Here is a 12605-nt window from a genome sequence, read left to right on the forward strand (position 1 = left end):
AAACAATAGCCAAAATTCAAAGTTTTATGGGACAAGATAAGGATTCCATCTTGTGTTTACCGTTTTGTCAGCATATGCTGACGAACTGAAAGTCGGCGTAGCCAAAAAGTACGTCCAAGCAGAATGCTTGAACGAGAAACAATAATTAAAATCCACTCTATACCTCATTAAAGGTATTTTTTTCCATTCTTAAACAACTCCATAGAAGTGAGTTTTACTTCTACATTGGTCTAACTTGACATCTATTCGTATGCCCCTGCTTAAAATAGGTTGATTCTTATTTTAGTATCATTTAAGTCTTTCTATCAGCAAGGAAGAAAAATAATTAACTCCTGTTTTGATACAATTTTCATCAACAGCAAAATTTGCAGAATGGGGCATTGAAATTATTCCCTTTTCGAAGTTAGATGCTCCTATTAAAAAATAAACTCCAGTTACTTCTTTTTGGAACAAAGCAAAATCATCACTACGTCCGTCTGGTATTACACCATATAAAGAAAGTGCTTTGTCTGTCCCATAAATTTCACTAATGCTATTGATAGATAGTTTTGCTAGTTTTTCGTCATTCAAAACAAGTGCTATGCTATCAGAGTAAAATACATCTATCAAGTCTTTTGCATATTCAGACTTTAAAATACTTGCTCTTAAATTTGCCCTAACAGAATCTATAATACTTGTACTACTAGCACTTATAGCTGATTGTATTGTTATTTTGTCATCTGTTTGTTTAACTCCGACATTTGAACCTATCGTAATATAATTTTGAAATATTGTATTAGAATTACCTAAGCCAATATTGGCATCCATTAAATTTCTATTGTCCCAAAATTTACTATCTGATGCAACATTTTGCATCTTTGATACTAAGTTTTTAGTATAATCAATAATTTCATCTTTTTTGTCATTTGTCTTGTATGAAATGTTGAGAGTTTTGTAATCTGCAAATAGATTTTGAGGTTTTGTAGCAATAATTCCTTGAGGCATAGGTGAAACATGTAGAGCATAAATTTCACTTGGGTTGATAATATCAAACAAACCATCATCCATCATTGCCTTTGCGCCTTTTAAATTCTCTTCTGAGGGTTGAAATATAAAATAGATTGTTCCTGTAAGCTGTCCTTTTAGGCTAGTCAATACATTGGCGATACCTAAAGCTATTGTTGTATGAACATCATGTCCACAAACATGATTTGCTTCTTCACTTTCAGCTGTAGCACTATTAACCTCATGATTATGAGAAGGTAATGCATCAATATCAGCACGCCACGCAATTCTCTTTCCTTCTTTACCTGTCTTTAATATTCCCACTACGCCATATCCTCCAATATTTGAGTGAACCTCTAAACCTAATGCCTTTAAATAATCTTCTATTTTTTTGGATGTTCTTTTCTCTTGCTCTGATAACTCGGGATGAGCATGCAAGTCTCTACGCACTTTTACTAAGCTGTCAAAAAGTTGTTCTGTTTGTTGTTGCACAGCTTCATGTATAGTATTATTATCTTGTCCTAATAAAGTTAGTGAAACAAAAATGAATAAAAGTGAAAGCCCTATCTTAAGAAATTTGGTATTTGAGTTCATCTGTAAAAAGTTTTAGAAATTAGTTATCTATGATTTATTACAAAGATGCATAGCTCAATTGGTTTATACCTGACACATTTGTGACAAAATATTATTTACTAAGTTTATTTCTGATTCGGCTTAGTGATTGTCTTTTAATACCTAAGAAAGATGCTAAATGAGTCAGACTAACTCTTTGCATAAGGTCTGGATGTTCTTTTACAAACTTTAAATATCTCTCTTCTGCCGTATTAAACAAAAAACTTTCTACTCTATCACTCAAAATAGTCAAGACAGTCTCTGCTACTAACCTGCCTTGCATTTCACTATTTTTAAATTTCTTATAACACTCTTGAATGACTTCGTAAGAGAGATTAACCATTATGGTAGGTTCTAAGCACTGAAAATAATATTTAGTAGATATTTGCCTTATAAACGAAGGATAATCAGTAACATATTCATTTTCCTTTGTAAACCCTGTAGTTATTTCATTGCCTTGTTCATCTATAAAGAACCTTCTTACTAAGCCTTCATAAAGAAAACCTATTTGTGTTTGTACTTCTCCACTTTTCAGAATGAAGTCACCTTTTTCTAGCTTTTCAATAGATAAATATTTTCTAATAAAGTTTTTTTCATTAGGTGTAGAGTAAATGAATTGCTTTAAGTATGCATCAAAATATTTATCAGTGTTCTTATCCATGATTTAATGTAGCCTTTGTTTCTCTATATCCTTGCTGACATCACATAGCTTGTAAACGCCAGCAAGGATGAGTTTAAAATACTTACTTATTGCTATCAAATTTGAGCATTTTTTTATCTACTCTATACACAGCTACCTCTGATTCTTTCACACTTTTATCAGGTTGATTTAGGGTTTTATTCTCAAAGGTTATTGTTTCTCCATCATATTTTAGATTAGCAATGTAGGTTTCTTTTTTTCTTTTGATTTCCCCACTTACCAATAAATATTGAAGCAATGAACCTTCTATAAATGCGCCACTTTTTTTGTCTAGTGCAAGCGAGTTGATATAGACTAAATCCTGCTCATTTTTATTATATGCTGCTTTTACTTCTCCATAAATAATGATAACTGCTTTTTTTGTATCTATCTTTCCAATTGGAATAAACTTGGTATCCTCTGAGTAAACAGTTTGCTTAGTTACTGATTGATACAACTTTGATATATTAGTTTCCGATTTTATTTTATCTTGAAATTCTTGATTAGTTATCTCTTTGTCTAATACAGGAAATTTACTTATAAAATCGCTAAAGTCTGACGCATCTTCACCTAAGTTACGAAATGAAAAGAGTGAAAAAGTCAAAAGAATACTTAGAAGGAAAGATGATTTGTTAAGTGTCATAAAAGTTAAATTTTGGATAAAAAAAATAAAAACTCCATTCGTAGTAGTATTTTAATTGTTTAAGAATACAAAAAATTTTCTCAGAATTATTTTTGTGTTCATTACTAACAAAAGTATTTTGTTTGTACTAAAAAGCCTTAGAACTTGTCTAAATTTTTGACTTATCAAAGCATTTTTAAGTAGGACAGCGAGCTATTTGACGAAAAAATAACACAGATATAGGCTCAAATCCATTATTTGTAGCTTAAATAAATAATTTGAAACAAGCTCTTACTTATAATTAGTTTGTTAGTATCCGATACAGTTAGCAAAAAGTAATCCTAAACACATAATACTTTTAAAGTAGTGTGCTAGTTATTCATATTATTTGATTTGTTGAAGAGCAAATGCTGATAGCCAGTATAGTACATCTATGGCTTTTTCAACTTCTATCTTTTTACTGAGTTAAAACCAGTTTAGAAGTAAAAATTGAACTACTAAAAAAATAATCTGTCATTTTGTAATAAAACATTCTCTTTAACTACTTATGAGTAAATGAATAATGTATCCAATCTAAAAATACGATAACAAAATATAAATTATATGAGTGAGCCAACCGACCCACTAAATCAAAAAAATCAGAATATAGATTCAAATGCTGCACAAGAACGCAGACAAACACAGACTAGAAGAGTAGTACGTCCAGCCAAACCGTCTTTCGGACAAAAATTACTAGGTTTTATTAAAATCGTTTTTGCTACTTCGTTTGGAGTAGGGCTTTTCTTTATGTTTATGTTTCTCATATTTGCTATCATAGGAGCAAGCTCTGGAGGAGAAGTAGAAATTTCAGAAAATAGTGTGTTGAAGATTACACTAAATCAGCCTATTGCAGAATATGCCAAAGATGACCCTTTTGCAGATTTAGCAGCCGAACTTCAAGGAAGTCCAACTCCATTAAGTTTGGTAAACATCAAAGCAGCTCTAAAGAAAGCTAAAACAGACGACAACATAAAAGGTATTTACTTAGAAATTACTGATGTTCCTGTTGGTTTTGCGATGTTAGAAGAACTTCATGCTGCTTTAGTAGATTTCAAAACTTCTAACAAGTTTATCTATGCGTATAGTAAATATTATGGTGAAAAAGGATATTATTTAGCTTCTACAGCTGATGAAGTCTATCTTTATCCACAAGGAGCATTAGAAATGAACGGATTTTTCTCTCAAATTCCATTCTTCAAAAAAATGCTTGATAAACTAGATATTGAGCCAAGAATCTATAAAGTGGGTACGTTCAAATCTGCTGTTGAGCCACTTATCTTAGAAGAAATGAGTGATGCAAACCGTAAGCAAACAGAAGTCTATCTAAACTCTCTTTACAATACATATTTGAAGAACGTTGCCACTGCCAATACAAATAGTGGACGTACATTATCAGCAGAAAAATTGAGAGAAATTAGTGATAAAATGCTTATCAGAAAAGCTGGAGATGCTGTTACCTATAACCTTATCAATGATACACTTTATTACGACCAAGTAGAATCAAAACTAAAAGTGGCACTAGGAATAATAGACGAAGAAACAGAAAACGATGATGAAGCTAAAAATAATAAAAAGAAAATCTCTTTTGTATCACTTCCAAAATATATCAAAACATTAAGCAACAATCTTGAAGGCGATTCTCAAAAACGAGTAGCTGTTATTGTAGGAGAGGGAAGTATTGTGGATGGAAGAGGACAGACAGGACAAATTGGTGGCGATGCTCTAGCTGCTGCCATTCGTAAAGCTCGTAAAGACAAGCGTGTGAAAGCTGTGGTGTTGCGTATCAACTCTGGTGGAGGAAGTGCCTTAGCATCTGATATTATGTGGCGTGAGGTAATGCTAACTAAAGAAGTAAAGCCAATTATTGCTTCTATGTCTGATGTAGCTGCTTCAGGTGGATATTATATGGCGATGGCGTGTGATACGATTGTAGCACATCCAAATACGATTACAGGCTCAATCGGAATTTTTGGAGTAATACCAGGAGTAGATAAGTTTTTAGAAAATCAAATCGGAATTACGTTTGATGGTGTCAAAACAGCAGAGTTTGCAGACTTGGGCTACCCTACTCGCCAACCTTCTCCAGCAGAAGACTCTATTATTCAAACTTCTGTCAATCGTGGTTATATAGATTTTACTACAAAGGCTGCACAAGGCAGAAATATGCAAGTAGAAGCATTGAGAGAATACGCAGAAGGACGTGTTTGGACAGGAATTGATGCTAAGGAGCGTGGTTTGGTAGATGTCTTGGGAAGTCTTGAAGATGCTATTTCTATTGCAGCAAACAGTGCAGGCTTAGAAGATGATTATCAAGTACGTTATTATCCAGAACCAGAATCTTTCCTAGACCAAATTCTCAATCAAGGAAATAAAGCACAACAAAGAGCAATCAGAAAAGAACTAGGTAGTTTTTATACGTATTATCAGTATTATCAAGAACTACAAGCTATGCAAGGCATACAAGCTCGTTTGTTTTTAGATGCTCAAGAAATTGAATAATTAATTTGTGTATATACTCATAATAAAATACCTTATCTAAGATGCTTAGATAAGGTATTTTGTTTACAGAATATATTCAAACTTATCACAGCTAGTTTTGCAAAGCTCATTTCTCCATAGAATCATAATAAAATTTATTTCTGATGTTTATTTATGACTTTCTTCGTCTGTTTTATTTTCCAAGATTTCTAGGGCAGTTTGTAGCTTTTGCATAGTTTGACGCAGTTCGTTTACCTGTGTCGGTACTTCTGGAAAATCTAAATTGATATAGGCAGCAAATCGCCAAATTTCTTCAATATCTTCTACCAAAACAGAATATGATGAAAACTGTCCGTTAGTGTCTTCCAAAAGAAGCGTATCATTTTGAGCAATACGGTTTTTTACCTTTCTAAAAATGACTCCTGTATTTTCAGAAACAATAATACAAGGCTCATCGTCTTTTAGTCCATTCCAGTCAGCCACAAATGCACCAACAACAATACTTTTAGTAGGAGCAGCCAACAAAGAATCTGAAATTTCAAAAGCTCGGTAGGTCTGATTCAGAGGTAAGGCAGGCAACTGACACTTAGGCAAGTCAGCTACAAACTCAATATTAGAATATCCCTTGATATAATCTTCTTCCATATCTAGGCGTACAAGTTCTATATATTCGTTTTCATTTCGGTCTTGTGTAATACTCAAAATACGCAGTCTTTCAGCAGCAGCATATTTTTTAAGTTCGGGTAATGCTGGCGTGTCTTGAACAACTGATAAATCTTGATTGATAAACTGCTCTAGCGAAACACTAAAAAAATTAGCAATTTCTAAAAGAGCTTCTAGCTTTGGAGTTGCTCTTCCCTCTTCATACGAACCAATTTTTTTCAAAGACAACTCTAAATGATTTGCTAGAGCTTCTTGAGTCAAATTATTTACACGACGAAGGTGACGCAAGTTAGAAGAGAAGAACATAAGCGATATGAGGTTTGAGAAAAATAAATAATTTTTGATAAAATTTTTAGCAAAAAATTTTGCCATTATCGAATCAACTTGTATATTTGCTTATAATATTAGCAAAAAGAGCTGTATTACTCAAACAAGACACAGAAAAATGAGTGATTTGTTAGCAATTTCCTCCTTTTTCACTAAATATTTGGCAAGTTAGAAATTATTATTATCAATCTACTGCTTTTTTAGGAATTATTTGAGAAAAACTATCGTTCTTAATGAAAATTGCTAATTATTTTAGTTTTTGATAGTATTTATACTACTTACATTAGAAACTATCCTAATTCTATCAAACAAATTAATATTGCTATTGACCTATTTCTACTTATTACCTTGAATATATTTTGACAAAAATATATTCAGCAAACAACAACCATGATGAAGCAACTAATAATACTAGACGACGCATTCCAAACGCTAAACGAAGGAAGACAACTTCTTACTCACACTATCGATTTCGAAATTCCTTATTGGAAAAAACGAACACACAAAGTACACGTAGATATTCGCATTACAGACCGTTGGCTTATGGTAATCATTGCTATTTTATTGATGATTATTGGACTTCAATGGTGGATTCCAAGGGCAAGCAACACGACGACACAAATTGATAATATGCTCGTTCAGATGCCTAACAAAAGTAGCGTAATTCCTACTTCTGTGCCAGCAGCCGAACCTATCAATGATGTTCTTTCTTATATCATGACGCACTTAGAAGAAACGCAATCTGAAATACCACAAACACACCAAGAACAGAGAGACAAATTTTTGGTACAGAAACAGCTTCTGATTACTAAATATTTGATAGAGAACAAGGCTTCTCGTTTGGATAAGCTAAAAGATGATGAGCTTTTGAAACTCAATGAAGAAATCACACAACTTTTTATTGATTTGGTTTTGAATAATGTAAATGCACAAAAACACGTTTATACTTATTTTACGGACAATAAAGACCTCAATAAAATTGAAACTTCATTGATGGAGCAGGCAAAGTTTCACGTTCCAGCATCTATAAAATTAGCACAGTCAGCCCTAGAAACAGCTTACGGACAGCGCATTGTAGATAATAATTATTTTGGCATTAAAGATAAAAATAGAAAAAGCAGTCTTACCACAACAACAGAATATTACACAGCCTTGGAAAAACAAGCTAATAAAAATATTATTATTAGCTCACAACGAGTTGTCAAGAATGGAAAAACGCTTTATAAGTGCATTGTCAAAGACCATTTTGCAGAATATAATTCGCCATGGCATTCGTTCCGTTCGCACTCTATATTTTTAAGTACCAACAAACGCTATTCGCCTCTTTTTACAAAAGGTAAAAACTATGAAGACTGGGCAGACAAAATTGGTTCTACAAAGTATGGTGGAGTAGGTTATGCAACTTCTCCAATTTATGGCGAACTCTTGAAAAAAATTATCAAACGCTACCACTTAGACCTATTAGATTTTTGACATAAAAAAACAACATGGTTTTGTTTGATAAATAAAAGAAAAACGGATTTGAGAAAAATTACTCAAATCCGTTTTTTGCATTTTTCCTAACGTTAGGAAAATAGCGTAATTCACTTTAAACGGCTTTTTAGACATTTTTCCTGATAGCAGGAAAATAGCACAGTTAGCTTTAAATGGGCTTTTTAGACATTTTTCCTAACGTTAGGAAAATAGCGTAATTGGCTTTAAATGGGCTTTTTGTAGATTTTTCCTAATACAAACAAAATAGTATATGGACAGTAAACACTAGCTTTTGTCCTGCATTTAAAAAAGGCTACATTTGTAAACCTATTTATTTAAAAACAAAGAAATTATGCCTATTCAAATTGGTCAATATAATACCGTCAAAATTTTACGCACCACTCCTCATGGTGTTTATGTAGGAAGCTCGCTTTTAGATGAGGTTTTGTTACCTCAAAAGTATATTCCTCAAGATGCAAAGGAAGGCGATGAGATAGAAGTTTTTGTCTATACAGACACCGAAGATCGTCCTGTTGCTGTTATTGAAAAACCTATTGCTGTTGTTGGAGAAATTGCAGCTTTAAGGGTAGTAGATATTACTAAATTTGGAATGTTTTTAGATTGGGGACTGATAGAAAAAGATTTGTTTCTTCCACAAGACGAAATTCCGAAAGGCAATAAAGAAGCAAGAGAAACACAGAAGCCTATTCAAAGAGGAGATTATGTATTTGTCAAACTTGCCCTAGACCACAAGACAAATCGTGTGATTGGTTTGGGTAAATTAGGAAGTTTTATAGAGCGAGAAGATATTGATTTGGAAGAAGATGAAGAAGTTACAGCCATTGTAGGACAAGAAACAGAAATTGGCTATCGTTGCATTGTCGAAAAAGATGGCATTTATTATTATGGTATGCTTTATCATAATGAAATTTTTGGACGAAAAAACATACAAGGAAAAAAGCATACTGTTTATGTAAGAAAAATACGTGAAGATGGACGAATAGATTTAAGATTCAGAAAAGATGGTTTTGATGGAATAGCTGACCAAAGTAGTATTATTATGCAAAAATTAGAAGAAAACAACGGTTTTTTGCCTATTTCAGATAAAAGCTCGCCTGAGGAAATACTAGATTATTTCAATATGAGTAAAAAAACATTTAAAAAATTAATAGGTAATTTATATAGAGAACGTAAAATTAGTATTGATAAAAAGGGTATTCAAAAAACAAGAGAATAATATTTGTATTTTGAAATAATTTTATATATTTACGATACATAGAGTATATCTGTTTGTCTAGTGTAGTAAAGAATATCTTCTTTCTAAATACAAAACAAAATTGCAGATTTATGTTTTTTTGATATAATTTTTTTGTATGCCATGTAATTTTGTGTATATTTCTAAAAATTAGCTCACTCTGACAATAAAATTATGTACGGATTTGTCTAATTGCTATTTATCAAACAAACTAAAAAACTCTAAAAAATTTTAGTTCCACTCTAAAGCAGTATAAGAATCTTGAACCTGAATGATTACTATAGAGAAATGTTGGAAGGCGAGGTAATTGTATCGTACAAAGGAGCTCCATCACAATCTCTTTTTGATGGGATTTTGAGTGTGGCAGATGAACGTTTAGCTGCCCTTGAACAAAAGTCCAAAATCAGAAAGAAAGTCTATCATATTATGATAGAGGCACTCCAAAATGTATATCACCACACACAAGGAGAAGGTGTACAAAAATCTGAAAGCCCAGAAACAGTATTATTTGTTCTTTCCAAACATGCGAAAGGATACGAAATTTCTACTGGAAATTATATCCCCACCTCACTTGTTTCCACTTTACAATCACACATTGAAAGGATAAATCAATCTTCTGCTGAACAAATAAAACAGCTTTATCGTGAGCAATTACACGGTGGAGAAGTTTCTATAAAAGGGGGAGCAGGCTTAGGAATCATTGATATTGCACGCCGTTCGGGCGAAAAACTCGTCTATTCTTTTGAAGACGCTGGCGAGGACAATTCTTTTTTTAGTTTGAAAGTAAAAGTTTCGGCTTAAACAATATATTTGAATGGAAAATTTTTTCTTAGAAGGTACTAATAAGACACCACAACTAGATTTTAACTCTAACGAAGGACGATTCCTCATTGCAGGACGCTCCATCCCAGAAAACTCTATTGAGTTTTATAAGCCTCTTTTTGAGTGGTTAGATAATTATGTCAGTCAAGCAAAATCAAGTACAGTTTTAGATGTAAAATTGGAGTACTTCAATACGAGTTCTTCAAAGTGTTTGGTAGAGATTTTCAGAAAATTAGAAACTCTACAACAAAAAAATGATAATGTCTTGATAAACTGGTATTACGAAGAAGATGATGAAGACATGCAAGAGTCTGGAGAAGATTTTCAAGAAATCATAGATGTCAAAATTGTCTTGAATGAAATGGAAGAAGAAGACTAAATCCTTTTTCTTTGTAAGAGTGTAAAATATTCAGATAGCTATTCTAAAATATAGGATAGCTGTTTTTTTGTATCTAGTCTTTTGTCAGATGAATCAGATACGGAACAGCTTCGATAAGGGAAGCCGTTTCAAAATCTATTAAGGCTTTGTTTTTTATTCTTTCAAAAGTATTATACTGATTGATAAAGCATGTTTTCATTCCTGCATTGCGTCCAAACTGCATATCTGAAAGACTATCTCCTACAATAACTGAACGCTTAAAGCTAATTTCACAAAAATCCTTCTTTGCATCAATCGCCATTCCGATAGCTGGTTTACGACGTGGAGAACCTGTTTTGGCAAGGTCTGGGCAAAAATATATTTTTTGTATTTGTGGTAACTTTTCTAGCAAAACATTATGAATAACTTCAAGGTCTTTGTCAGTCATGAGTCCTTTTCCAATCCCTTGCTGATTGGTTACTACCACAATATTTTCAAAATGTTCTTTCAAAATATCTAAGGCTTCTACTGCCGTTTCAAAAATAGTAAATTCATCTAACGTTTTGACATAATCATTGTCTAGTTTTCTATTCAAGACACCATCTCTATCTAAAAAAAGTGTCCAGTTATTTGCTCTCTTTTTGTTCTTCATTTTCTTCGATTAGTCTATTTAATGAGAAATTGTACAAAAAACACTAACCTTTGTGTGTTTTTTACGTTATCATAATAACAATTACCAAATTTACCTAAAAATGCTAAAAAACTTTACTGTTGGATAGCATTTTTTTTATTTGCTTTCTAATTTCAGAAAACCCCTCCAGTATGAATCAGTACAATCGTACTTCCTTTTTCAAAAAAATTATCTTTTGCTAACTCTTTTACTGCAAAAAAGGCTTTTCCCGTATAAATAGGTTCAATTTCAAGCTCATTATTTTGATGAAACTCTTTTATAAACTTTACTAATCGTTCCGATTTTTTAGCATAACCTCCTTCATGAAAATCTGTATTCAGAATCAGATGACTTAGAGCTGACTGAATTTTGTCTTCATCATTTTCATAAAAATTCTCTAAAAGTTTTTCGATATCCTCTTTTAAAAAACTCCCTCCTTTTAGTGCAGAAATAGCCAAAACTTTGTTTTTCAAATAATTTTCTTTATTTGAAACAGAATTTAAAATCCCTGCTGCTGTTCCTCCTGTTCCGATACCGAGTACAAAATAATCAATGTTTTCTTCTATCAAATTAGATGCTATATCGACAATATGACTTGTACCTTTGAGAGCTAATGGATTTGAACCACCTTCTGGTATGAGAAAAAAACTGCCAAACTTCTGTTCTAGTTCTTTTAAAAATTGTATATCATTTTTTTCTCTGTATTGGCTTCGTGAAATGTAATGCAGTTGCATATTTTGTTCTTTACAAAAGGCAAGTACAGGATTTAGTTCTTTGTGTTCTTCCCCCCTAATAATGGCAATACTCTCAAATCCCAACTCTTTAGCAGCAAAAGCTGTTGCTCTCAAATGGTTGGAATATGCGCCTCCAAAAGTAAGTAGCTTTTTCTTGCCTTGTTTTTTGGCTTCTAGTAGATTGTAATAGAGTTTGTAGAGTTTGTTTCCTCCAATATGTTTGTGTTGAGCATCCAAACGAAGTACCTTTACACTTAAGTTTTTTTCATTAAAGGTTTTGTTTTCCCACTCTGAAATAAAAGCAGGGGAAAGAAATTTCTCAAATAAGGAGGGAAAGGGATAATTTAGCAAAGTAAAATGGAATTAGGATAAGTGATATTTGAAATAAAAATACAGATAAAGTCGTGTTTTTTATCTATTTTGTAAATATGAAAAATAAATTTAGTTTTCTAAATCAAATTATACCTCTATGATAAAAGTAATCTATCAAGGCAAATTACGCACAGAAGCCACTCATATTAGTTCACAAAATAAATTACTTACCGATGCTCCAAAAGATAACCACGGAAAAGGCGAAACATTTTCTCCAACAGATTTAGTATGTAGTTCTCTTGCTTCTTGTCAGATGACTGTTATGGGAATTTTAGCAGAGCGAGAAGGAATAAATTTGGAAGGTTTAGAGGCGTATGTAGAAAAAATAATGGTAGATAAACCTCGCAGAATCGGACGTATCAAGATTACTTATACTTGTCCAGATAGCTTAGAGCTTTCAGTAAAAGAGCATGAAAAATTGCATCGCACAGCCATGACGTGTCCAGTTGGGCTTAGCTTACATAGCGATATTGTACAAGAAGTAGAGTGGGAAAATTTGCATCTGAAAGCATAAAAC

At 32.5% G+C, this 12605-nt stretch carries 12 protein-coding genes; 6 read left to right on the forward strand and 6 right to left on the reverse strand.

Going from position 1 to position 12605, the window contains the following annotated elements:
• Positions 1–288: 288 nt before the first annotated feature.
• The 3 genes from QZ659_RS13710 to QZ659_RS13720 form a co-directional block, all read right to left on the reverse strand.
• The gene (locus tag QZ659_RS13710; protein WP_291726396.1) at positions 289–1578 is read right to left on the reverse strand and encodes a M20 metallopeptidase family protein; all 1290 of its coding nucleotides are present in this window, start codon (positions 1576–1578) and stop codon (positions 289–291) included.
• Positions 1579–1669: 91 nt separating this feature from the next.
• Positions 1670–2257, reverse strand: a complete 588-nt coding sequence (locus tag QZ659_RS13715; protein ID WP_291726397.1) for a Crp/Fnr family transcriptional regulator — start codon at positions 2255–2257, stop codon at positions 1670–1672.
• A gap of 82 nt (positions 2258–2339) precedes the next feature.
• On the reverse strand, positions 2340–2918 hold the full coding sequence (locus QZ659_RS13720) for a hypothetical protein (protein WP_291726398.1): 579 nt from the start codon (positions 2916–2918) through the stop codon (positions 2340–2342).
• 582 nt (positions 2919–3500) lie between these two features.
• On the opposite strand from QZ659_RS13720, the gene sppA reads away from it, so the two are divergent.
• A complete protein-coding gene (gene sppA, locus QZ659_RS13725; protein WP_291726399.1) occupies positions 3501–5435 on the forward strand; it encodes a signal peptide peptidase SppA in 1935 nt (644 codons plus the stop codon).
• A gap of 147 nt (positions 5436–5582) precedes the next feature.
• On the opposite strand, the gene QZ659_RS13730 is transcribed toward sppA, so the two are convergent.
• On the reverse strand, positions 5583–6449 hold the full coding sequence (locus tag QZ659_RS13730; protein ID WP_291726400.1) for a helix-turn-helix domain-containing protein: 867 nt from the start codon (positions 6447–6449) through the stop codon (positions 5583–5585).
• 345 nt (positions 6450–6794) lie between these two features.
• Between QZ659_RS13730 and QZ659_RS13735 the strand changes: the two genes are divergently transcribed.
• From QZ659_RS13735 to QZ659_RS13750, 4 genes are all read left to right on the forward strand, one after another.
• Entirely contained in the window at positions 6795–7877 is a 1083-nt protein-coding gene (locus QZ659_RS13735; RefSeq protein WP_291726401.1) for a glycoside hydrolase family 73 protein, read from the forward strand.
• A 352-nt stretch (positions 7878–8229) separates the two neighbouring features.
• Positions 8230–9114: a S1 RNA-binding domain-containing protein gene (locus QZ659_RS13740; RefSeq protein ID WP_291726402.1), complete on the forward strand. Its 885-nt coding sequence runs from the start codon at positions 8230–8232 to the stop codon at positions 9112–9114.
• Between the two features lie 279 nt (positions 9115–9393).
• Complete coding sequence (locus tag QZ659_RS13745) at positions 9394–9933, forward strand: SiaB family protein kinase (protein ID WP_291726403.1); 540 nt, start codon at positions 9394–9396, stop codon at positions 9931–9933.
• 13 nt (positions 9934–9946) lie between these two features.
• Positions 9947–10333 carry a DUF1987 domain-containing protein gene (locus tag QZ659_RS13750; protein ID WP_291726404.1) on the forward strand — a complete coding sequence of 129 codons (387 nt, stop codon included), beginning with the start codon at positions 9947–9949 and terminating at the stop codon, positions 10331–10333.
• Positions 10334–10406: 73 nt separating this feature from the next.
• On the opposite strand, the gene QZ659_RS13755 is transcribed toward QZ659_RS13750, so the two are convergent.
• Positions 10407–10964, reverse strand: a complete 558-nt coding sequence (locus QZ659_RS13755) for a D-glycero-alpha-D-manno-heptose-1,7-bisphosphate 7-phosphatase (protein ID WP_291726405.1) — start codon at positions 10962–10964, stop codon at positions 10407–10409.
• Between the two features lie 152 nt (positions 10965–11116).
• The gene (locus QZ659_RS13760; RefSeq protein ID WP_291726406.1) at positions 11117–12067 is read right to left on the reverse strand and encodes a 1-aminocyclopropane-1-carboxylate deaminase/D-cysteine desulfhydrase; all 951 of its coding nucleotides are present in this window, start codon (positions 12065–12067) and stop codon (positions 11117–11119) included.
• 118 nt (positions 12068–12185) lie between these two features.
• On the opposite strand from QZ659_RS13760, the gene QZ659_RS13765 reads away from it, so the two are divergent.
• The gene (locus tag QZ659_RS13765; protein WP_291726407.1) at positions 12186–12602 is read left to right on the forward strand and encodes an OsmC family protein; all 417 of its coding nucleotides are present in this window, start codon (positions 12186–12188) and stop codon (positions 12600–12602) included.
• Positions 12603–12605: the final 3 nt, after the last annotated feature.

The sequence above is a fragment of the Bernardetia sp. genome, from assembly GCF_020630935.1.
In the GTDB taxonomy this organism is placed as follows: domain Bacteria; phylum Bacteroidota; class Bacteroidia; order Cytophagales; family Bernardetiaceae; genus Bernardetia.